The sequence below is a fragment of the Sphingomonas sp. NCPPB 2930 genome, from assembly GCF_042867205.1.
Classification (GTDB): domain Bacteria; phylum Pseudomonadota; class Alphaproteobacteria; order Sphingomonadales; family Sphingomonadaceae; genus Sphingomonas.
This window is the reverse complement of sequence record NZ_JBHZQU010000004.1, coordinates 86,756-107,065: the sequence shown is the minus strand read 5'-3', so window position 1 is coordinate 107,065 and position 20,310 is coordinate 86,756. Positions and strand designations below refer to the sequence as shown.

Below are 20,310 nucleotides of genomic sequence, written 5' to 3'. Positions count from 1 at the left end.
CGCTCAGAACAGGAAGCTGTAGAAGCAGATGAAGAAGGCGGTGAAGCTGAGCACGAACAGGCGAATGTCCTGATCGTCGTCCCGGCGGCTTCGCGTGGGCGGCACGGGCGGCAGCGACCGTCGAAAGGGGTGACGGGCGGCTTCGTTGGTCAGGACAAGGCGGCGTCTCATGGCATGGACGTTAACGTTTTGTTGACCATTGGGGCACGGGTCCATGCCGCGCCGGAACCGTCCCCGCTGCCCCATTTGAAGACAGCGGGGACAGGCTCGATCAGTGATCGTGCGCCGCCGCCGCGCCGATCCCGGTTTCCGAGCGGATGCGCTGGGCCGGATAGCCCGCCTTGTCGACCGCCGCGCGGCCGCTGCGATCGGTGATCGACACCAGCCAGATGGTCAGGAACGCCAGCGGCATCGAGAAGATGGTCGGCGATCCATAAGGGAAGATCGGCGCGTCATAGCCCAGCACCTTCACCCAGATGGCGGGCGACAATATGGTCAGCACCAGCGCGGTCGACAGGCCGACCACCCCGCCCACGACCACGCCGCGCGTCGTGCACCCGGACCAGAGCAGCGACAGCAGCAGCACCGGGAAATTGGCCGATGCCGCCAGCGCGAAGGCCAGGCTGACCATGAAGGCGACATTCTGCTTCTCGAACAGGATGCCCAGCAGGATGGCGACGACCGCCAGCACCAGCACCGTGATGCGCGACACGCGCAGTTCGGAGGCCGAATCCGCCTGCCCCTTCTTGACGACGGTCGCGTAAAGATCGTGGCTGACCGCCGAGGCGCCCGACAGGGTCAGCCCCGCGACCACCGCCAGGATCGTCGCGAACGCCACCGCCGAGATGAAGCCCAGGAACAGGTTGCCGCCGACCGCCTGCGCCAGATGGATCGCGGCCATGTTGCTGCCGCCGCGAAGCGCGCCATCGGCATCAAGGAAGCCCGGGTCGGTGGCGACCAGCACGATCGCGCCAAAGCCGATGACGAAGGTCAGGATATAGAAGTATCCGATCCACCCCGTCGCCCACAGCACCGAGCTGCGCGCCGCCTTGGCATCGGGCACGGTGAAGAAGCGCATCAGGATGTGGGGCAGGCCCGCGGTCCCGAACATCAGCGCCGCACCGATCGAGATGGCGGAGATCGGGTCCTTGATGAACCCGCCCGGCCCCATGATCGCCCGGCCCTTCGTCACCGCCTCGTCAGGCCCCGCCCCGGCCAGCGCGGCGAGCGCCGTCTTGACCTCGACCGCGCGCGCGAACAGCGCCTCCGGGCTGAAGCCGAACCGCGCCAGCACCGCGATCGCCATGAAGCTGGCCGCGCCGAGCAGCATCATCGCCTTGACGATCTGGACCCAGGTCGTCGCGGTCATCCCGCCAAACAGGACGTAGAAGGTCATCAGCACGCCGACGATCACGACGGCATAGCCGTAAGGCAGGCCGAAGAGCAGCCGGATCAGCTGCCCCGCCCCCACCATCTGCGCGATCAGATAGAACAGCACGACCAGCAGGGTCGAACAGGCCGCGACCATCCGCACCGGGGTCTGGGCAAAGCGGAACGACGCCACATCGGCAAAGGTGAACCGCCCCAGATTGCGCAGCCGCTCGGCCATCAGGAACAGCAGGATCGGCCAGCCGACCAGAAAACCAATCGAATAGATCAGCCCGTCATAGCCGTCGGCATAAATCTGCGCCGAGATGCCCAGGAACGACGCCGCCGACATGAAGTCGCCCGCGATCGCCAGTCCGTTCTGAAAGCCGGTGATGCCACCGCCCGCCGTATAGAAGTCCGATGCCGTCCGCGTCCGGCGCGCCGCCCAGCGGGTGATCGCCAGCGTGAGTGCGACAAAGGCCGCGAACATACCGATCGCGGTCCAGTTGGTCGCCTGTTGCACCGCCGGGCCGATCGCATGGGCATGGGCCGCCGACAGGGGCAGCAGCGCCAGCGGCACGGCGAGCCATAGCCCCCGCCCCCTCATGCCCTTTCCTCCGCGCGCAGGGCGTCGATCACCGGATCAAAGTCGCGATTGGCGCGCCAGACATACAGGCCGGTCAGCAGGATCGCGAGCGCGATCACCCCCAACCCGACCGGGATGCCCCAGGATGTCGCGCCGCCCGAGATCGATCGGGCCAGCAGCGCCTTGTCGAAGGCGATGGTGAGGACGAACCCGAAATAGACGATCAGCATGATGATCGTCAGGATGGTGGTGAAACGACCTCGCTTGCGGACGAGCGCGATGTAGCGCGGGTCACGCGCCAGACGGCTGGCGGCATCCTCCATGGCATTCTCCTAACCCTGCGCCGATTGCGTCCGGCGTCGGGGCCATGCTCCCCCGCCCCCCGTTCGGCGTCAAGCGGGAATGGCGCTAACTTCGCTGGGGTCGATAGGCGTTCAGGTCGATGCCGTGGCGCGCGACCTTGTCGTAGAAGGTCTTGCGCGGAATGCCCAGGATGGCGAGCGCGGCGCGGACATCCCCCGCCGCTTCCTCCAGCACCGCGCGGATCGTCGCCCCCTCGAACCGCTCCACCCGTTCGGGCAGCGGCAGCGGATCGCCCTCCGCCTGCCCCTCGCCCGACAGGCCTAGCGCGACGCGATTGGCGTAGTTGCGCACCTCGCGGACATTGCCCGGCCAGTCGTGCGACAACAGCCGGGCCTGGATCGCGCCGTCGATCATCGGCACCGGGCGGCCGAAGCGCTCGGCCGCCTCGCGCAGGAAATGGGCGAAGAGCAGCGGCACATCGGCCCGCCGTTCCCGCAGCGGCGGCACCCGCAACCGCACCGCGTCGAGCCGATAGAGAAGGTCGGCGCGGAACCGCCCCTCGTCCACCGCCCGCGCCAGGTCGGACTTGGCGGCGGCCACGATCCGCAGGTCGAGGATCTGCGGGTCCTCGGCACCGATGGCGCGCACTTCGCGCTCCTCGACCACGCGCAGCATCCGGCCCTGCAGGGCGGGTGCCATGCTGTCCACCTCGTCGAGGAACAGCGTGCCGCGATGCGCCGCCGCGATCCGCCCCGGCGTCCGGCCATGCGCCTGGCCGAACAGCTCGTCCTCGGCGATCGCCTCGGGCAAGGCCGCGCAATCGACCGCGACGAAGGGGCGCGTCCGCCGCCCGCTCCAGCGGTGGAGCAAGAGCGCAACCAGTTCCTTGCCGGTCCCCGTCTCCCCCTCGATCAGCACATCGACATCGGCCTGCGCCACCTGCCGCACGGTGTCGCGCAGTCGCATCATCACCGGGGTTTCGCCGATCAGCGGATAGGCCCCCTGCGCCTCCTCCACCGCCAGCCGCAGCCGCCGGTTGTCCAGCACCAGCCGCCGCATCTCCAGCGCGCGTTCGGCGCTGGCGATCAGGTGATCCGCGGCAAAGGGCTTGGCGACGAAATCGAACACCCCCTGTTTCAGCGCGGCGACCGCCATTGGCACGTCGCCATGCCCGGTCATCAGGATCACGGGAATCTCGCTGTCGATCGCCGCGACCCGCCGGGCCAGTTCGATCCCGTCGATCCCCGGCATCCGGATGTCGGAGACGACCATCCCCGGAAAATCGGCGTCGATCCGGGCGAGTGCCGCCAGCGGGTCGCCATGCGGCTCGACATCGATCCCCGCCAGCTCGAACGATTGGGCCAGCGCCTGGCGCAGCACCGTGTCGTCATCGACCAGCAGGACGCGCAGCATATCGCTCATGCCCGGCGCATCCGGATGCGGAAACCCGCACCGCCCAGTGTCGAGGGGATGACCTCCAGCATGCCGCCAAACTCCGTCATGATATCCCTTGCGATCCCCAGTCCCAAGCCGAGCCCGTCGGGCTTGCCGGTGACGAAGGGGGTGAAAATCTCGGTGGCGATGGCGGGGTCCAGGCCCGGCCCGTTATCCTCGACGGTCAGGTCCACCCCGTCCGGCTGCTCGGTTACGGTCAGCCGCACGCGCGGGGCCGGGCGGTCCGCCACGGCGTCGAGCGCGTTCTGGAGCAGATTGACCAGCACCTGCTCCAACCGGACCCGCCCCGCCACCACCCGTGGCAGCGCGCCGCCGCCGGGGCGCTCCAATGCGACCCCGGCGGTGCGGAAACGGTCGCCGATCAACAACATGGTGCCGTCGAGCACTTCGTTTAGCGATACCGCACCGATGCCATGCGTGCCCCGCCGGACGAAACGGCGCATCTCCTGGACGATCGACCCGATCCGCTCGGTCAGCTCGACGATGGTCGCCAGGTTGGTCGCCGCCCGATCGGGCCTGTCGCGGGTCAGGAAGGTGCGGGCATTGTCGGCCAGGGTGCGGATCGCCGCTACGGGCTGGTTGATCTCATGCGCGACGCCCGCCGTGATCGATCCCAACGAGCCCAGCCGATTGGCCTGGGCCAGTTCCTCGCGCGCGGCGCGGAACCGCTGGTCCGCCCGGATGCGCTCGGAGATTTCGACGGTCAGCTGGTCGTTGGTCGCGCGAAGCTCGGCGGTGCGGCGGGCGACCTCCTGCTCCAGCGCCTCGCGCGCCAGTGCGGCGCGTTCGGCGCGGGTCCGGCGCCAGATCGCCAGCAGCGTCAGACCGATCAGCCCGACCGCGATCAGCGCGGTCGCCGAACGGACCCAGCCATCCGCCTCCTTGAGCGCCGGGCGCGACGGCAGGACATGGACGAGCCGCCAGCGTGGCAAGGGCGCCGCCGTGGTCCCGGCGACATAGCGCGCGCCGTCGCGGTCCGTCGCGTCCCCCCCGGTGATGCGAAAGGGGCCGGGACGCAGCAGGATGTCGCCGAATTGCTGGCTCTGGCGGATCGCCGCCCGCGCCGCGGCGGTCAGCGGGCGGGTCAGGGTGAAGACCGCGCGCGGATCGGTCGTGACGACCACCACGCCATGCTCGTCGAGCAGCAGCGTCTGGCCCGCGTCGCTGGCCCAGGCCTGCACCATCCGGGCGAATTCGACCTTCACCACCACGACGCCGTCCGGGGCCGAGGCGGGGCCGATCCGCCGCGCGAGGAACAGGCCGGGGCGAAGGCTGGTATTGCCCAGCGCGAAATATTCGGCGGTGCCGGTGCGCATCGCCTGCCGGAAATAGGGGCGGAAGCTGTAATCCCGCCCGACGAAACTGTCCGACCGGCCCGCATTGGAGGCCGAGATGGTCCGCCCCCGCCGGTCGATCGCATAGATGACGGGCGCGCCGGTCCGCTCCGCCAATCCGCGTAGCTTTTCGTTCAGCCGCTCGGCCGCGCGAACCGATCCGTTGCGCAACGCCGCGCCCACATCGGGATATTCGACCAGCACGATCGGAAGCAGGCGAAAGCGCTGCAGCTCGCTGTTGAGCAGCCGCTCTTCCTGCCGGGCCACGCGGACGGCCTCGGCACGCAGCTCCGCCACGGCCTGGCGATGCGCATAGACCCGCAGGATCGCCGCCGCCGCGATGGTCAGGACCAGCACGCCGATCAAGGGCAGCGCATAGCGCTGCATATACAGACGGATGACGGACCATGTCGGCGGCATATGTGCGAAATATCGCAACCGACCGCCAAGCGCCATGCGGATTTTCGCGCTACGTGTCCGACCACATCGACTTATATCGTTGTTTTACAATATATTAGGTAGGTTTCCGGAAAATTTGTAATGCGTACGTGCATCCCGCACACTCACGGCAATTCGGAAGCGCGGCCTACCGCGTCCGGCCCTTTTTTGCAGAGGATGTCCTAAAGTCATGATCGCTCAGGATTATGCCGTGGCAGAGGCGCCCCGCCGGGCGCGTATCTGGTCCCATCTCTATGTCCAGGTTCTTTTCGCGATCGCGCTCGGCGCGGTCATCGGCCATTTCTGGCCCTCCTTCGGCGAGTCGCTGAAGCCGATCGGCGATGCCTTCATCAAGCTGGTGAAGATGATCATCGCCCCCGTCATCTTCCTGACCGTCGTCACCGGCATCGCGGGCATGCGCGAGCTGGGCTCGGTCGGCCGCGTCGCTGGCAAGGCCTTTTTCTACTTCATCACCGTGTCGACCTTCGCGCTGGTCGTCGGTCTGATCGTCGCCAATGTCGTCCAGCCGGGCGCGGGCATGAACATCGATCCCGCCACACTGAACGCCGGATCGATCGCCGAATATACCGCCAAGGCGCATGATACGACCGTTACCGGCTTCCTGCTGGGCATCATCCCCGACACGCTGGTCAGCGCCTTCACCCAGGGCAATATCCTGCAGGTGCTGATGGTCGCCATCCTGTTTGGCGTGGCCATGGCGCTGGTCGGCGAGCCCGCCCGTCCGCTGCTGACCAGCCTGGAGCGGATCAGCGTCGTCATCTTCCGTCTGGTCGGCATCCTGATGCGCGCCGCGCCGATCGGGGCCTTCGGCGCCATCGCTTTCACCATCGGCAAGTACGGCGTCGGCAGCCTCGTCAATCTCGGCGCACTGGTCGCGACCTTCTACCTCACCTCGATCCTGTTCGTCGTCGTCGTGCTCGGCACCATCGCCCGCGCCAACGGCTTCTCGGTCCTGAAGCTGATCCGCTATCTGAAGGCCGAGCTGCTGCTGGTTCTGGGCACCTCGTCTTCGGAAGCCGCGCTGCCCAGCCTGCTCCAGAAGATGGAGAAGGCCGGTTGCGAAAAGTCGGTCGTCGGCCTCGTCGTCCCCACCGGCTATTCGTTCAACCTCGACGGCACCAACATCTACATGACGCTGGCGGCGCTGTTCATCGCCCAGGCCTGCGGCGTGGACCTGTCGCTCGGTCAGCAGCTGGCCCTGCTCCTCGTCGCGATGCTCTCCTCCAAGGGTGCGGCGGGCGTCACCGGCGCGGGCTTCATCACCCTGGCCGCCACCCTGTCGATCGTGCCGGACGTGCCGGTCGCGGGCATGGCGCTGATTTTGGGCGTCGATCGCTTCATGTCGGAATGCCGCAGCCTCACCAACTTCATCGGCAACGCCGTCGCCACGGTCGTCGTCGCCCGCTGGGAGAATGCCCTCGACAAGGACGCGCTCGACGCCGCGCTGAACGGCACCCCCGTCCTCCCCGATCCCGCCGCCCGGCCCGTCATCGCCTGATCCCGGTACAGGCCCGGCCGCTCCCAACGGCCGGGTCATTTGTTTACCTGGGTGCGATAAGGCCGCCATCGTCTTGGCAGAGTGGTTTGATTGAGGGGGGTATTTCATGAAGTTTCGTTGGCTTGTCGGTACGGCCATAATGACCGCGGGGCTCGCCGCGTCCCCGGTGACGGCGCAGACCGTCACCCCCAAGGCGGCATCCGAACCCGCCAGTCCCGCCAGCACCGCCTATCCGGCCAGTGCGTCGGGGGACGGCAACACCGCCGGCGGGTATAACCAGTCGCGCTGGGCCGAGGACTGGCGCAAGATGTGCGACCCCGCCAAGCGGGACGATGTCATCGACGCGCTCAAATGCGTGAAGCTGACCGAGGACGGCAAGTCCTATGTCACCTTCTCGGGCGAGCTGCGCACGCGGGTCAACATCACGACCAATCCCAATCTGCGCGAGGTCGAGCAGCAGCGGCAGGACATTGCGCGCATCATCGGTGGCGCGGACGTCCATCTGGGCGACCATTTCCGCGTCTTCGGCGAACTGGGCCGCGCCGAGCTGCAGGGCATCAACCTCGGCACACCGGGCGGCAACCTGCGCAACAAGCTGGCGGTGCAGCAGCTGTTCGCCGAGGTGAAGGGCAAGGCGCTGGGCCTGGATGTCGGCGTGCGCGCGGGCCGTCAGGAATTTTACGACGGGCCGCAGCTTCTGACCGTAGGCCGCGACAACAACACGCTGTATTTCGTGCTGGACGGCGTTCGCGCCTATGCCCGCGGCAAGGATGCGCGGGTCGATGTGTTCGACCTGAACTATGTCACCTACGGCTTCCAGGGCATCAGCGACGACAAGACCAACCCGGACGTGCGCTTCACCGGCGCGACCTTCGGCTTCCGCCTGTCGCCCAAGCTGTTCGGCGGATCGAAGCTCTATCTCGATCCCTTCATCTGGCGGCTGCGCAACCGTCGTGCCGTCTGGGGGCCGACCACCGGGTTGGAGGAACGCTATTTCCTGGGCCTGCATGCCTATGGCGATGCCGGGCCGGTCAATATCGACTGGACGGTCAACAACCAGCGCGGCACCTTCGCCAACCGCCCGATCTCGGCGTGGCAGGCGTTCATCGCGCAGACCTATCGCCTGGGCAAGAAGCCCGATGCCCCGCGTGTCGGCGTCCATTTCGACTATGGCTCGGGCGGCGGTTCCTATCAGCGGACCGGCGAGCTGAACACGACCAACGGCCTGTTCGGCAACAATATCTATTACAGCTATGGCCTGTTCCTGACACCCACCAACCTGCTCTACGCGGCCCCGAACTTCACCTTCACGCCGATCAAGGGCGTGCGTCTGGCGACCGAATATGGCTTTGCCTGGCGTCCCGACGAGTTCGACGCGGTCTATCGCGCCAGCGGTGCCCCCTGGGCGGGAACCCAGAATGTCCGGGGCAAGAAGATCGGCGAGGTCGCCCGCCTTCAGGCCGTCTGGACCATCACGCCGCGCTTTTCGTTCACCGGGCGGTACGAACATTTCAAGGCGGACACGGTGATGCAACGCGCCAACCTCAAGAGTTCGGATTTCTGGGCCGGCTGGCTCAGCTTCCGCTTCTGAGGATCGTTCGCGGGCAAGATGCAACCAAAGGGAGTATGACATGACCACCAGTATCGCCGACCCCGGGCGCGAGCGGCTGAAGGCCATTATCGGCGGCTCGACCGGCAATCTCGTCGAATGGTTCGACTGGTATGTCTACTCCGCCTTCACCCTGTATTTCGCGCCGCACTTCTTTCCGTCCGAAGACCGCACCGCGCAGCTGCTGAGCGCGGCGGCGGTCTTCGCGGTCGGTTTCATCATGCGGCCGATCGGGGCATGGGTGATGGGCATCTATGCCGATCGCAAGGGGCGCAAGGCCGGGCTCAGCCTCTCGGTCACGCTGATGTGCCTGGGGTCGCTCATCATCGCGGTGACGCCCGGCTATGCGACGATCGGGATCGCCGCCCCGGCGCTTCTCGTGCTGGCGCGGCTGATGCAGGGCCTGTCGGTCGGCGGCGAATATGGCGCCAGCGCGACCTATCTGACCGAGATGGCGGGCAAGGACCGGCGCGGATTCTTCTCGTCCTTCCAATATGTCACGCTGATCTCGGGCCAGCTGCTCGCCATCTGCGTCCTGCTGATCCTCCAGGCGACGCTTTCGGAGGCGGCACTGGACGAATGGGGCTGGCGCGTCCCGTTCGCGCTGGGCGCGGTGCTGGCGGTCGTCGTCTTCTATATCCGGCGCGGGCTGGCCGAGACGAAGAGCTTCGAGAACGTCAAGAAGGACGGTGCGCCGCAATCGGGCCTGATCCAGCTGTTCACCAAGCACCCGCGCGAGACGCTGACCGTGATGCTGCTGACGGCGGGCGGCACCCTCGCCTTCTATGCCTATTCGATCTACATGCAGAAGTTCCTGGTCAACACCAGCGGCTTCAGCCGCGAGGTCGCCAGCCAGATCAACGCCGTCACGCTGTTCGTCTTCATGCTGCTCCAGCCGGTGGCGGGCGGGCTGTCCGACCGGATCGGGCGCAAGCCGCTGATGGTCGCGTTCGGCATCGCGGGCGTGCTGTTCACCTATCCCATCTTCTCGACGCTGGCGACGACGCGCGATCCGATGGTGGCGGGCGGGCTGGTGATGGTCGCGCTGATCATCGTGACCGGCTATACCTCCATCAACGCGGTGGTGAAGGCCGAGCTGTTCCCGGCGCATATCCGCGCGCTGGGGGTCGCTTTGCCCTATGCGCTGGCCAACACCATCTTCGGCGGCACGGCCGAGTCGGTCGCGCTGCTGTTCAAGAAGGCCGGGTTCGAACAGGGCTTCTACTGGTATGTCACCGCGATGATCGGCGTCTCGCTGATCGTCTATCTGCGGATGCGCGACACCCGCAACCACAGCCAGATCGTCGAGGACTGATCCTCAACCGCGCGCGGCCAGGACGCGCGACACGATCGGGCCGAGGCTGTCGGCCTTGGCCCGATCGATATGCGAACCATGGGTGATCAGCGCCTGGTCGAGCACCGTATCGATCGGCGACGCGGTCCGCTCCGCAGGCAGCAAGGCCGCCAGCTCCGTCACCAGCCCCCGCGCGGTCGCCGCATTCCGGGCCAGTTGCGCCAGCACCGCGTCGACCTCGACATGCGCCTCGTCCTCGCGCCAGCAGTCATAATCGGTGACCATGCCGATCAGCGCATAGGGCAGTTCGGCCTCACGCGCGAGCTTGGCCTCGGGCATGGCGGTCATGCCGATGACGTCGGCGCCCCATTGGCGATAGAGCAGGCTTTCGGCACGGGTCGAGAATTGGGGGCCCTCCATCGCCAGATAGGTCCCGCCATGCGTCACTGCCGCTCCGGCGCGCTCCCCGGCCTGTGCCGCCAGCGCCGACAGGCGCGGACATACGGGATCCGCCATCGAGACATGCGCGACAAGGCCAGCCCCGAAGAAGCTGGTGTCGCGGTGCACCGTCCGGTCGATGAACTGGTCGACCGCGACGAAACGGCCCGGCGCCAGCTCCTCGCGCAGCGACCCGATCGCCGAGAGGGCGAGGATGTCGGTGCAGCCCGCCAGCTTCAGGGCATGGATATTGGCGCGCGCATTGACCTCGGTCGGCGAGAGGCGATGCCCCCGGCCATGGCGGGGCAGGAAGACGAACCGCACCGCGCCGATCCGCCCGCGCACCAGCGTGTCCGACGGCGCGCCCCAGGGCGTGTCGACCACCAGCGGCTCGACATCCTCCAGCGCATCGATCGCATACAGACCCGATCCGCCGATGATCCCGATCGTCCAGCCCGTCATGCCCTGCTCCTGTTCCATGACAGGCCGGTTAGGCGCTCCGGGTCGCAAAGCAAAGGGGTGGGCCGGCGATCCCCCTGTCCGCATGCCAAAGCCACCAGCCGCGACGATCCGAAAGGGGAAAATTTGGACCGGCCGTGAAACTCCCCGAACCCCATGACGTTCAAGTCCTGCAATTCCCCTGGATCACGCATTTTGCATAAACGACACGACGCGGTGCAGTTGAATTTGACGGCGCAGGGATAAGGCCGCAGAAGGGGGATCATGGCCATTACGAAAAGGACTGCTGGCCGCCCGACCCGGGAGCAGGCACAGCAGATCGACGATATCATCATGTCGGGCGCGCGCGAGGCGTTTTGCCGTCGCGGGATCGAGGGCACCTCGATGGAGGAAATCGCCCTTTCCGTCGGCGTCAGCAAGCACACCATCTATCGGCGTTATGCGGGCAAGATGGCGCTGCTCGACGCGGTGGTGTCGCGCGATCTGGATCGCCTCAACCAGGCGATGGTCGAAGACAGCAAGGGCAGCGATCCGCTGGAGCGGCTGAAGAATTCCGCGCGCCGCTTCTTCTTCTTCTGCGTCGAACCCGACACGGTGCGTTTCCTCGCCTTCCTGACCTCCGAAGCGGTGTTTTCCGACGAACTGCGTCGACGCTTCGCGACCTGGGACCGCGTCCTTTCCGATCCGATCATCGCCTGTATCCAGGCGTCGCAAAAGGTCGGGCTGTTGCGCGCGGACGAGACGCCGATCGCGCTGTTCAACCTGCTCGCCGACATGATCGACGGCCCCAGTCGCCGGATGCAGTTCGAATTGCCCGATCCCTTTTCGGGGTTGGACCCCAGCGACTTCTTCGAGCACCGCTGGTCGGTCTTCCTGAAGGTCGCCAGCGCCGGATGAGCGGGAACGGGCGATGACAGCAGGCGTTGGCGGCACATGTCCGACGACCTGCTGATCTTTCGCCCCGACGATGTCGACCTGTCCCGGTCGCCGCTGCGCCGGGGCATCGCCGAGCCGACCTATGTCCTGGGCGCCTTCAATCCGGGCATGACCCGGCTGGCCAATGGCAATCTGCTGCTGATGGTCCGGGTGGCGGAAGCGCTGTCGAACCCGGTCGATGGCGATCATGTCCGCGCGATCCGCTGGACCGGGGCGGGTTATGCGCTCGACCGCTATCCGGTCGACCGGGTCGACATGACCGACCCGCGCCAGTTCGCGATCCGTGGCTCGGCCCATCGCATATTGGCGCTGACCTCGCTGTCCTGGCTGTTGCCGGTCGAGCTTTCCCCCGACGGTAGGACCGTCCTGGCGGTGCATTACGACAAGGCGATCGAGCCCGCCGCCTCATGGCAGAATTATGGGGTGGAGGATGCACGGATCAGCCGGGTCGGCGATCGCTGGTACATGACCACCTGTTCGGTCTCGGCCGAGCGGCATTCGACGACGCTCCACATCTCGGACAACGGGCTCGACTATCGCCTGGCGGGGATCATCCTCGACCATCAGAACAAGGACATGCTGTTCTTCGAGGGACTGGTCGACGGGCGATTCATGGCGCTGACCCGGCCGCTGGGCGAAGTCTATTTCGCCTATCCCGAGGACAGCCCCTTTGTCGGCGGTCCGTCGATCAATTTCGCGACATCGCCCGACGGGCTTCACTGGAAACCCCTCGAGGCACCCGGCATCCGCGCGCGCAAGGCCTCGACCTCGGCGATGAAGGTCGGCGGCGGCACCCCGCCGATCCTGACCGAGCGGGGCTGGCTGACCCTGTATCACGGCGTCGAGCGGCGGGAGTCGGTGGGCATTTACCGCAGCTTCTGGGCGCTATTCGACCGGGACGATCCGACCCGTATCCTGCGCGTAGAGGACGAGCATCCGCTGCTGGAAGCGAACCCCAGCCTCACCGCCTCCATCGCGCACCAGATGTACCTGCCGACGCCGGTCGTCTTCTCGACCGGCATCGTCGATATGGGCGATCATTATCTGGTGGCCAGCGGTGAGGCCGATCTGGCCTGCCGGATGACCCGACTGCCCAAGGATCTGTTCCGGTGAGCGCACGGCCCTGGTGGCAGTCGGCCGTCCTCTATCAAATCTATCCCTGGTCGTTTCAGGACAGCGATGGCGACGGGATAGGGGATTTGCGCGGGATCGAGAACCGGCTCGCCTATCTGGTCGAGCTGGGGGTGGATGCGATCTGGCTTTCGCCTATCTTTCCGTCACCTATGGCGGATTTCGGATATGACGTGGCCGATTATTGCGGGATCGATCCGCGCTTCGGAACGCTGGCCGATTTCGACTCGCTGCTCGCCTCGGCGCATGCGCGCGGGTTGAAGGTGCTGCTCGACTTCGTGCCCAATCACAGCTCCGACCAGCATCCCTGGTTCGTCGAGAGCCGGGCATCGCGCGACAACCCCAGGCGCGACTGGTATATCTGGCAGGACGCCGCGCCGGACGGAGGACCGCCCAACAACTGGATCAGCGATTTCGGCGGCTCCGCCTGGACCTGGGACGCGACGACCGGCCAATATTATTATCATGCCTTTCTGAAGGAGCAGCCCGACCTCAACTGGCGCAACCCGGCGGTGCGGGCGGCGATGCTCGACGTGCTTCGCTTCTGGTTCGCGCGCGGGGTGGACGGCTTTCGGATCGACGTGCTGTGGCACATCGTCAAGCATGCCGGCTTTCCCGACAACCCGCCAAACCCGGACTGGGACCCGGCGACCGGCGAGATGAACCGGGTGTTCCAACTTCATTCGACCGACCAGCCCGAGGTCCATGACATCGCCGCCGACATGCGCGCGATCGCCGATGCCTTTGGCCGTGAAGGTGACGACCGGGTGCTGATCGGCGAGATCTATCTGCCGGTCGAGCGACTGATGCGCTATTACGGATTGGCGGGCGAAGGCGTCCACCTGCCCTTCAATTTCCAGCTGATCGATGCGCCCTGGAATGCGCGCGGACTGGCCCGCATGATCGCCGATTATGAGGCCGCCCTGCCACCGGACGGCTGGCCTAACTGGGTGCTGGGCAATCATGACCGCCCGCGCAGCGCCACCAAGCGGGGGCGCGCGCAGGCGCGGGTTGCCGCCATGCTGCTGCTGACGCTGCGCGGTACGCCGACGCTCTATTATGGCGACGAACTCGGCATGGAGAACGGCCATATCCCGCCCGAGCGGGTCCGCGATCCCCGCGAACTGCGCGAGCCCGGACTGGGCCTGGGTCGTGATCCCGTTCGCACGCCAATGCCATGGGACGACAGCGCGCAAGGGGGGTTCACCACCGGCGAACCCTGGTTGCCGCTGGGCGGTGAATGGCCGCGCCGCAATGTCGCCGCCGAGTTGGAGGACCCTGCTTCGATGCTGGCGCTCCACCGCGCTCTACTAAGGCTCCGGCGCATGACGCCCGCGCTCGCCACGGGAGCGATCCGGCTGATCGAGGCGGACGGCGATGTCCTGGCCTATGAGCGGGAACAGGATGGCGAGCGGCTGGTCGTGGCGCTAAACCTGGGGTCTACCCCGGCGCCGGTCGTGCTGCCGCCGGGCGTGGCGCTGCTCTCCACCCTGCCCGGCCCGCTGTCCGATGCCGATCCCACCCTGCTTCGCCCCGATGAAGGGCTGATCCTGAAAGTCGATACCCACGCATGAAAATCGCAATGATCGCCCCGATTGCGTGGCGTACTCCGCCGCGCGCCTATGGTCCGTGGGAATTGGTGACGAGCCTGTTGACCGAAGCCCTGGTCGCGCGCGGCGTCGACGTGACGCTGTTCGCTACCCAGGACAGCATCACGAAAGCCAGGCTCGCCGGGCCCGTGCCCGCCGCCTATTCGGAAGACCCGTCGATCGATGCCAAGGTCTGGGAGATGCGCCATCTCGCCGCCGTGTTCGAGCGGGCGGGCGAGTTCGACCTGATCCACAATCAGGCCGATTTTCCGGCCCATGCCTTTTCGGGGCTGGTTGATACGCCGATGGTCACGACGATCCATGGTTTCTCGTCCAAGCGCATCCTGCCGATGTACGCCCCCTATCAGGAGCGGGTGCATTATGTCGCCATCTCGGACGCGGATCGGCACCCCGATCTGCGCTATGCCGCGACCATTCACCACGGCATTCCGATCGAGGATTTCCCCTTCGATCCAAAGGGTAGCGACGACCTCCTCTTCTTCGGTCGCATCCATCCCGACAAGGGCGCGGCGGAGGCGATCGCAACCGCGCGGGCGGCCGACCGGCGGCTGGTGATGGCCGGGATCGTACAGGATCAGGGCTATTGGGAGCGCGAGGTGCAGTCCCATGTCGATGGCGACCGGATCGTCTATCGCGGCCCCGTCGGCGGTGCGGACCGGACCGCGACGCTGGGGCAGGCCTATGCCCTGCTGCACCTCATCAATTTCGACGAGCCCTTCGGCCTGTCGGTGGTCGAGGCCATGGCCTGCGGCACGCCGGTCATCGCCATCCGGCGGGGCTCGATGGCCGAGCTGATCGAAGACGGCGTGACCGGCTTTCTGGTCGATACGGTCGAACAGGCGATCGAGGCGGTGGCGCGCATCGGTGAAATCGATCGGGCCGCCTGCCGCCGCGCGGCGGCGACCCGCTTTTCGGTAGACCGGATGGCCGACGAATATCTGGCGCTCTATCGCTCGATCTTGGGCTGATCGCGCAGCGACAGTGCGACCGCATCGATCCGGTGGAGCATGGCGACGAATGTCTCCAGCTCCTCCGGTTTGAAACTGGAGAATAACTGTTCCTCCAGTTCCAAGGCCTTGGGCGACACATCTGCGTAGAGTTCTCGCCCCGCATCGGTCAGGACGAGCAGGTGCGAGCGTCGGTCGCCGTCATGCGCGGTCCGGGCCAGCAAGCCGCGCCCGACCATCGCGATCGCCGCGCGCGAGACGGTGACCTTGTCCATCCGGCTGCGCTCGCACACCGCCGACTGCGCCACCGCGCCTTCCTCCGCCACGATCGCGATCAGCCGCCATTCCGGGATCGTGAGCCCGAACAGCTGCTGATAGGCGCTGGCGATATGGTCGCTGACCAGGTTCGAGGTGATCGACAGGCGATAGGGAAGAAAGGCGTCCAGCCGCAACTTGCGAGATCGTAACATTTGACACCAATTCTCCGGTCTGCGATTTAGTCTCCAACGTTACTGGATCAGGAGTTGGACGTCATGGCAACCACCCCGAACAATCCGCTGGGCCTCGACGGCTTCGCTTTCTGCGAGTTCACGACCCCCGAACCCGACCTGCTGGCGCGCCAGTTCGACATGATGGGCTTCGTCCCCACCCATCGGCACCCCGCCAAGGCGATCACCCGCTACAAGCAGGGGCGCATCACCCTACTTCTCAACGCCGAGGCCGAAGGTCAGGCCGCCGAGTTCCGCAGCCAGCATGGCCCCTCGGCCAGCGGCATGGGCTTTTACGTGGCCGATCCGGCGGAGGCGTTCGACCATGCGGTAAAGGGCGGCGCGGTGCCGGTCGACGCGGCGCGCGGCTGCCTGAGCCCGGACGCCCGGGCGATCGAGGGCATTGGCGGCAGCTATCTCTATCTGGTCAAGGCGGGCGACGACCTGTTCGCCGACTGGACCGAGGTGGCGGGCTGGCAGCAGGCGGAGGTCGAGAACAATGTCGGGCTCGACCTGCTGGACCATCTGACCCACAATGTCCGTCGCGGCGAGATGCGGACCTGGTCGGGCTTCTATTCCAAGCTGTTCGGTTTCGAGGAACAGAAATATTTCGACATCAAGGGCAAGGCGACCGGACTGTTCAGCCAGGCGATGATTGCCCCCGACAAGGCGATCCGCATCCCCCTGAACGAGAGCCAGGACGAGAAGAGCCAGATCGAGGAATTCATCCGCGAATATAATGGCGAAGGCATCCAGCATCTCGCGCTGACCACCGACGATATCTACGAAACCGTCGAGAAGCTGCGCGCGCGCGGCGTCCGGTTGCAGGACACGATCGAGACCTATTACGAACTGGTCGACAAGCGCGTGCCCGGCCATGGCGAGGATCTGGACCGGCTGAAGCGCAACCGCATCCTGATCGACGGCAATGTCGGGGAAGAGGGCATCCTGCTCCAGATCTTCACCGAGAATATGATCGGCCCGATCTTCTTCGAGATCATCCAGCGCAAGGGCAATGAGGGCTTTGGCAACGGCAATTTCCAGGCGCTGTTCGAGAGCATCGAACTCGACCAGATCCGTCGCGGGGTGATTACGGTCGACGCCTGACCAGGATCGACCGGCCGGCACGGCGGGGCCACGCCACAGGGGCGCGGCTTCGCCGTGACCGACGGCGTGGCGGGTAGAAGTGCCCGGACAAAGGAGAGGATCATGAACGAGACGGCAACCCCGCGCTACATCCCCGGCTTCGGCAACCACATCGCGACCGAGGCGGTCCCCGGCGCGCTGCCCATCGGCCGCAATTCGCCGCAGCGCCCCGCCTTCGGCCTCTATGCCGAGCAGCTATCGGGCACCGCCTTCACCGCGCCGCGTCACGAAAACCGCCGTTCCTGGCTCTATCGCCTGCGCCCGACCGCCGAGCATCCGCCCTATCGGCCCTATGACGGCGCGCCGCGTTTCGCGCCCGGCACCAGCGACGCCCCCCTGCCCCCCAACCGGCTGCGCTGGGACCCGGCACCGATGCCGCCCGCCGGGACGGACTGGCTGGACGGCATGACGACGATGCTCGCCAATCGCGACCCCGCCGATCTGGAGGGCGTGGCGGTGCATGTCTATGCCTGCAACCGCGACATGGCGCGGGTCTTCGTCGACGCTGATGGCGAGTTGGTCTTCCTGCCGCAATCGGGGCGCCTGACGATCCTGACCGAACTGGGCCGGATCGACATCGCGCCCGGCCAGATCGCGCTGGTGCCGCGCGGCGTGCGCTTCCGCGTCGAGTTGCCCGATGGCGAAGCGTCGGGCTATGTCGCCGAGAACCATGGGAGCCTGTTCCGGCTGCCCGACCTGGGACCGATCGGCGCCAACGGCCTGGGCAATCCGCGCGACTTCGAGACGCCCGTCGCCTGGTTCGAGGATCGCGACGAGCCCACCCAGGTCGTCCAGAAGTTCCTCGGCTCGCTCTGGACGATGACGCTCGACCACAGCCCGCTCGACGTGGTGGCCTGGCACGGCAATCTGGCACCGTGGCGGTACGATCTGTCGCGCTTCAATACGATCAACACGGTCAGCTTCGACCATCCCGATCCGTCGATCTTCACCCTGCTGACCTCGCCCAGCGACGTGCCCGGCCGGGCCAATGCCGATCTCGTGCTGTTCCCGCCGCGCTGGATGGTGGCGGAGGATAGCTTCCGTCCGCCCTGGTTCCACCGCAACGTCATGTCGGAGGCGATGGGCCTCATCACCGGCGCCTATGATGCCAAGGCGGAAGGCTTTCGTCCCGGCGGGCTGTCGCTGCACAATCTGATGGCGGGGCACGGCCCCGACCTCGCCAGCTGGCAGGCGGCGAGCACCGCCGACCTCAAGCCGCACCGGATCGAGGGGACGATGGCGTTCATGGTGGAAAGCTGCTGGCCCTATCGGCCCACCACCCATGCCCTGTCGCATGCGCAGCTCGACTATGACGCGGTGTGGAAGGACTTCCCCAAGGCCCGGCTGCCATGAGCCTGACGCTCCACGGCTATTGGCGGTCGAGCGCGGCCTATCGCGTCCGGCTGGCCTTGGCGCTGAAGGGCCTCTCCTATGACAGCGTGTCGCACGATCTGCGGACGGGGGCGCAGCGGGCGGAGGCATATCGCGCCCTGCAACCGCAAGGGCTGGTGCCGGTCCTGGACGGCCCGGACGGCGCGCTGATCCAGAGCCCGGCGATCCTCGAATGGCTGGAGGAGCGCTATCCCGATCCGCCGCTGCTTCCCGCCGATCCGGCTGGCCGCGCGGTGGTGCGCGCCATGGCGGCGATCGTCGCGTGCGACATCCATCCGATCAACAATCTGCGCGTCCTGACGGTGCTTCGCCAGGACATGATGGCCGATGAGGATGCGGTCCGGCGCTGGATTGCCCACTGGATCGCGGAGGGCTTTGCCGCGCTGGAGGGGCTGATCGCGCGGCACGGACGCGGCTATGCCTATGGCGACACCGCGACGCTGGCCGACTGCCATGTCCTGCCGCAAGTCTATAATGCGGAGCGGTTCGCGGTCGACCTCAGCTCCTACCCGCATCTGACCGCTGCCGCCGACCGGCTGCGAAGCCGCACGCCCGCAGCCGCGCCCGAAGCGCAGGAGGACGCGGGATGAGCGACGAACGGCTGACCGCCACCCCGGCCGGAATCGCGCTCGGCCCACTGGAGACGATCGCGGACGGCGCGGCGCGCAACTTCGTGATCCAGATGCGTGCCGGACGCTTCCACGGCTTCGTCGTCCGACGCGGGACCATGGTGCATGGCTATGTCGACCGCTGCCCGCATATGGGCCTGCCGCTGGCGCAGGAACTCGATGCCTACCTCACTCCCGGCGGCGAGCGCATCGCCTGTTCGTGGCATGGCGCGCTGTTCGCGGTCGAGGACGGGCATTGCCTGGGCGGCCCCTGCATGGGCCAGGCGCTCACCCCCTGGCCGGTCGCCGTCCGCGACGGAAAGATCGTCACGGAATAGCTTGCGTCAGCTCGGCCTGGGCGATCGCCTGCAACCGGCCGACCACGCGCGGATCGAGGCCCAGATCGCGCCCCGCTCGCTCCTGCTCGCCCAGCCGCCGGACGTCATAGCCGGTCACTTTTCCGAACACGACCAGCGCCTCCAGATAATAGCCCGCCGCGCTGGCATGATACTGGTCCCAGGTCCACAGATCGACCTGACCATAGGCAATGCCGTCATAGGGGTTGGGATCGGCCACCCGGTCGCGCCATGCCCGGTTCCAGGCCTGCCCCACCGGGATCGCCCCCGCGATCTCCGGATTGCGACGCAGGGCATAGGCATTGCCCGCCGCCAGATCGTCCGCCATCGCGTCGATCGGCTTGCCCCGCCACGGACTGGGGGTGCGATAGGTCAGGTCGGCGCGGCTCCAGGTGGTGACCAGTTCGATGCGGACGCGCGGATTGGCGCGGCGGAGCATCGACGCGATCAGCCCCGCCGCCTCGGCATGGCGGGTCGGATCGCCGGGGCGCTGCGCATCGAGCGTGCTGTAATCCTGAAGGATCACGACATCCCAGCGCCCATCGATCTCGCGCCGTTTCTGTTCGTAATGGAACACCAGGTCCTTGCCCGGCGAGGTCTCCAGACTGACCGTCCAGTTCTGCCCCACCTCCTCTGCAAAGGTCTTGAACAGCGCGGGCACGCCGCCGATCCCCTCATTGTTGAGGTCGCGGACCAGATCGGGGCGATAGCGCATGACCGGCGAGTGGGCGCCGAAGGTGAAGCTGTTGCCGACGAACAGGATCGTCTCCGCCCGGACCGGCAGAGCCGCCGTGCCCGCCAGGAACCCCGTCAGCGCCACACTCCATCGCCGCCATGCCTTCACGTCCGCCATCTCCCGCCGTTGTATCCACCACCTTGGCCGAACCGACGCC

Annotated in this window: 19 protein-coding genes; 11 read left to right on the top strand and 8 right to left on the bottom strand. The window is 66.8% G+C overall.

The features are described 5' to 3' along the window. Window positions 1-3 precede the first annotated feature (3 nt). The 5 genes from ACFX59_RS06940 to ACFX59_RS06920 form a co-directional block, all read right to left on the bottom strand. Window positions 4-171: a hypothetical protein gene (locus ACFX59_RS06940; protein ID WP_387430941.1), complete on the bottom strand. Its 168-nt coding sequence runs from the start codon at window positions 169-171 to the stop codon at window positions 4-6. A gap of 100 nt (window positions 172-271) precedes the next feature. Continuing rightward, window positions 272-1,975 carry a cation acetate symporter gene (locus ACFX59_RS06935; RefSeq protein ID WP_387430939.1) on the bottom strand — a complete coding sequence of 568 codons (1,704 nt, stop codon included), beginning with the start codon at window positions 1,973-1,975 and terminating at the stop codon, window positions 272-274. Next, on the bottom strand, window positions 1,972-2,277 hold the full coding sequence (locus ACFX59_RS06930; protein WP_387430937.1) for a DUF485 domain-containing protein: 306 nt from the start codon (window positions 2,275-2,277) through the stop codon (window positions 1,972-1,974). The genes ACFX59_RS06935 and ACFX59_RS06930 overlap by 4 nt, the downstream gene beginning before the upstream one ends. Window positions 2,278-2,362: 85 nt before the next feature. After that, the gene (locus ACFX59_RS06925) at window positions 2,363-3,679 is read right to left on the bottom strand and encodes a sigma-54-dependent transcriptional regulator (RefSeq protein ID WP_387430934.1); all 1,317 of its coding nucleotides are present in this window, start codon (window positions 3,677-3,679) and stop codon (window positions 2,363-2,365) included. Continuing rightward, complete coding sequence (locus tag ACFX59_RS06920) at window positions 3,676-5,433, bottom strand: ATP-binding protein (RefSeq protein WP_387430932.1); 1,758 nt, start codon at window positions 5,431-5,433, stop codon at window positions 3,676-3,678. Before ACFX59_RS06920 ends, ACFX59_RS06925 begins: the two co-directional genes overlap by 4 nt. A gap of 241 nt (window positions 5,434-5,674) precedes the next feature. On the opposite strand from ACFX59_RS06920, the gene ACFX59_RS06915 reads away from it, so the two are divergent. The 3 genes from ACFX59_RS06915 to ACFX59_RS06905 all read left to right on the top strand — a co-directional run bounded on the left by ACFX59_RS06915 (window position 5,675) and on the right by ACFX59_RS06905 (window position 9,927). Beyond that, window positions 5,675-7,003 (top strand): dicarboxylate/amino acid:cation symporter, encoded by a 1,329-nt coding sequence (locus ACFX59_RS06915; RefSeq protein WP_387430930.1) that lies wholly within the window; start codon window positions 5,675-5,677, stop codon window positions 7,001-7,003. Window positions 7,004-7,109: 106 nt separating this feature from the next. Beyond that, entirely contained in the window at window positions 7,110-8,594 is a 1,485-nt protein-coding gene (locus tag ACFX59_RS06910) for an alginate export family protein (RefSeq protein WP_387430927.1), read from the top strand. A gap of 40 nt (window positions 8,595-8,634) precedes the next feature. Further along, window positions 8,635-9,927: an MFS transporter gene (locus tag ACFX59_RS06905; RefSeq protein WP_387430925.1), complete on the top strand. Its 1,293-nt coding sequence runs from the start codon at window positions 8,635-8,637 to the stop codon at window positions 9,925-9,927. 3 nt (window positions 9,928-9,930) lie between these two features. Here ACFX59_RS06905 and mtnP read toward each other — a convergent pair whose 3' ends face one another. Beyond that, window positions 9,931-10,806, bottom strand: coding sequence for an S-methyl-5'-thioadenosine phosphorylase (gene mtnP / locus ACFX59_RS06900; RefSeq protein WP_387430922.1), 876 nt, complete (start codon window positions 10,804-10,806; stop codon window positions 9,931-9,933). A gap of 261 nt (window positions 10,807-11,067) precedes the next feature. On the opposite strand from mtnP, the gene ACFX59_RS06895 reads away from it, so the two are divergent. The 4 genes from ACFX59_RS06895 to ACFX59_RS06880 are packed head-to-tail and all read left to right on the top strand — an operon-like array spanning window position 11,068 to window position 15,448. Further along, complete coding sequence (locus tag ACFX59_RS06895) at window positions 11,068-11,700, top strand: TetR/AcrR family transcriptional regulator (RefSeq protein ID WP_307099010.1); 633 nt, start codon at window positions 11,068-11,070, stop codon at window positions 11,698-11,700. A gap of 36 nt (window positions 11,701-11,736) precedes the next feature. After that, window positions 11,737-12,852 (top strand): glycosidase, encoded by a 1,116-nt coding sequence (locus ACFX59_RS06890; protein ID WP_387430920.1) that lies wholly within the window; start codon window positions 11,737-11,739, stop codon window positions 12,850-12,852. Then, window positions 12,849-14,444 carry an alpha-amylase family glycosyl hydrolase gene (locus ACFX59_RS06885; protein ID WP_387430917.1) on the top strand — a complete coding sequence of 532 codons (1,596 nt, stop codon included), beginning with the start codon at window positions 12,849-12,851 and terminating at the stop codon, window positions 14,442-14,444. Before ACFX59_RS06890 ends, ACFX59_RS06885 begins: the two co-directional genes overlap by 4 nt. Continuing rightward, window positions 14,441-15,448, top strand: coding sequence for a glycosyltransferase family 4 protein (locus tag ACFX59_RS06880; RefSeq protein WP_387430915.1), 1,008 nt, complete (start codon window positions 14,441-14,443; stop codon window positions 15,446-15,448). The genes ACFX59_RS06885 and ACFX59_RS06880 overlap by 4 nt, the downstream gene beginning before the upstream one ends. On the opposite strand, the gene ACFX59_RS06875 is transcribed toward ACFX59_RS06880, so the two are convergent. Beyond that, a complete protein-coding gene (locus tag ACFX59_RS06875; protein ID WP_387430913.1) occupies window positions 15,427-15,897 on the bottom strand; it encodes a MarR family winged helix-turn-helix transcriptional regulator in 471 nt (156 codons plus the stop codon). The two genes, ACFX59_RS06880 and ACFX59_RS06875, sit on opposite strands and share 22 nt — an antisense overlap. Window positions 15,898-15,960: 63 nt before the next feature. Here ACFX59_RS06875 and hppD point away from each other — a divergent pair, with 63 nt between their 5' ends. From hppD to ACFX59_RS06855, 4 genes are all read left to right on the top strand, one after another. Next, window positions 15,961-17,022 (top strand): 4-hydroxyphenylpyruvate dioxygenase, encoded by a 1,062-nt coding sequence (gene hppD, locus ACFX59_RS06870; RefSeq protein WP_387430911.1) that lies wholly within the window; start codon window positions 15,961-15,963, stop codon window positions 17,020-17,022. A 102-nt stretch (window positions 17,023-17,124) separates the two neighbouring features. Next, the gene (gene hmgA, locus ACFX59_RS06865; RefSeq protein ID WP_387430909.1) at window positions 17,125-18,414 is read left to right on the top strand and encodes a homogentisate 1,2-dioxygenase; all 1,290 of its coding nucleotides are present in this window, start codon (window positions 17,125-17,127) and stop codon (window positions 18,412-18,414) included. Beyond that, window positions 18,411-19,043 (top strand): maleylacetoacetate isomerase, encoded by a 633-nt coding sequence (gene maiA / locus ACFX59_RS06860; RefSeq protein WP_387430907.1) that lies wholly within the window; start codon window positions 18,411-18,413, stop codon window positions 19,041-19,043. Before hmgA ends, maiA begins: the two co-directional genes overlap by 4 nt. Then, complete coding sequence (locus ACFX59_RS06855; RefSeq protein WP_387430905.1) at window positions 19,040-19,399, top strand: Rieske (2Fe-2S) protein; 360 nt, start codon at window positions 19,040-19,042, stop codon at window positions 19,397-19,399. The genes maiA and ACFX59_RS06855 overlap by 4 nt, the downstream gene beginning before the upstream one ends. On the opposite strand, the gene ACFX59_RS06850 is transcribed toward ACFX59_RS06855, so the two are convergent. Next, the gene (locus tag ACFX59_RS06850) at window positions 19,389-20,270 is read right to left on the bottom strand and encodes a PEP-CTERM sorting domain-containing protein (protein ID WP_387430903.1); all 882 of its coding nucleotides are present in this window, start codon (window positions 20,268-20,270) and stop codon (window positions 19,389-19,391) included. The two genes, ACFX59_RS06855 and ACFX59_RS06850, sit on opposite strands and share 11 nt — an antisense overlap. Window positions 20,271-20,310: the final 40 nt, after the last annotated feature.

Coding starts and splice junctions, on each gene's coding strand:
- ACFX59_RS06915 (WP_387430930.1), top strand. CDS start 5,675: ATGATCGCTCAGGATTATGCCGTGGCAGAGGCGCCCCGCCGGGCGCGT.
- ACFX59_RS06925 (WP_387430934.1), bottom strand. CDS start 3,679: ATGAGCGATATGCTGCGCGTCCTGCTGGTCGATGACGACACGGTGCTG.
- ACFX59_RS06875 (WP_387430913.1), bottom strand. CDS start 15,897: ATGTTACGATCTCGCAAGTTGCGGCTGGACGCCTTTCTTCCCTATCGC.
- hmgA (WP_387430909.1), top strand. CDS start 17,125: ATGAACGAGACGGCAACCCCGCGCTACATCCCCGGCTTCGGCAACCAC.
- ACFX59_RS06850 (WP_387430903.1), bottom strand. CDS start 20,270: ATGGCGGACGTGAAGGCATGGCGGCGATGGAGTGTGGCGCTGACGGGG.
- ACFX59_RS06890 (WP_387430920.1), top strand. CDS start 11,737: ATGTCCGACGACCTGCTGATCTTTCGCCCCGACGATGTCGACCTGTCC.
- hppD (WP_387430911.1), top strand. CDS start 15,961: ATGGCAACCACCCCGAACAATCCGCTGGGCCTCGACGGCTTCGCTTTC.
- ACFX59_RS06855 (WP_387430905.1), top strand. CDS start 19,040: ATGAGCGACGAACGGCTGACCGCCACCCCGGCCGGAATCGCGCTCGGC.
- ACFX59_RS06935 (WP_387430939.1), bottom strand. CDS start 1,975: ATGAGGGGGCGGGGGCTATGGCTCGCCGTGCCGCTGGCGCTGCTGCCC.
- ACFX59_RS06905 (WP_387430925.1), top strand. CDS start 8,635: ATGACCACCAGTATCGCCGACCCCGGGCGCGAGCGGCTGAAGGCCATT.
- ACFX59_RS06940 (WP_387430941.1), bottom strand. CDS start 171: ATGAGACGCCGCCTTGTCCTGACCAACGAAGCCGCCCGTCACCCCTTT.
- ACFX59_RS06920 (WP_387430932.1), bottom strand. CDS start 5,433: ATGCAGCGCTATGCGCTGCCCTTGATCGGCGTGCTGGTCCTGACCATC.
- ACFX59_RS06895 (WP_307099010.1), top strand. CDS start 11,068: ATGGCCATTACGAAAAGGACTGCTGGCCGCCCGACCCGGGAGCAGGCA.
- mtnP (WP_387430922.1), bottom strand. CDS start 10,806: ATGACGGGCTGGACGATCGGGATCATCGGCGGATCGGGTCTGTATGCG.
- ACFX59_RS06930 (WP_387430937.1), bottom strand. CDS start 2,277: ATGGAGGATGCCGCCAGCCGTCTGGCGCGTGACCCGCGCTACATCGCG.
- maiA (WP_387430907.1), top strand. CDS start 18,411: ATGAGCCTGACGCTCCACGGCTATTGGCGGTCGAGCGCGGCCTATCGC.
- ACFX59_RS06910 (WP_387430927.1), top strand. CDS start 7,110: ATGAAGTTTCGTTGGCTTGTCGGTACGGCCATAATGACCGCGGGGCTC.
- ACFX59_RS06880 (WP_387430915.1), top strand. CDS start 14,441: ATGAAAATCGCAATGATCGCCCCGATTGCGTGGCGTACTCCGCCGCGC.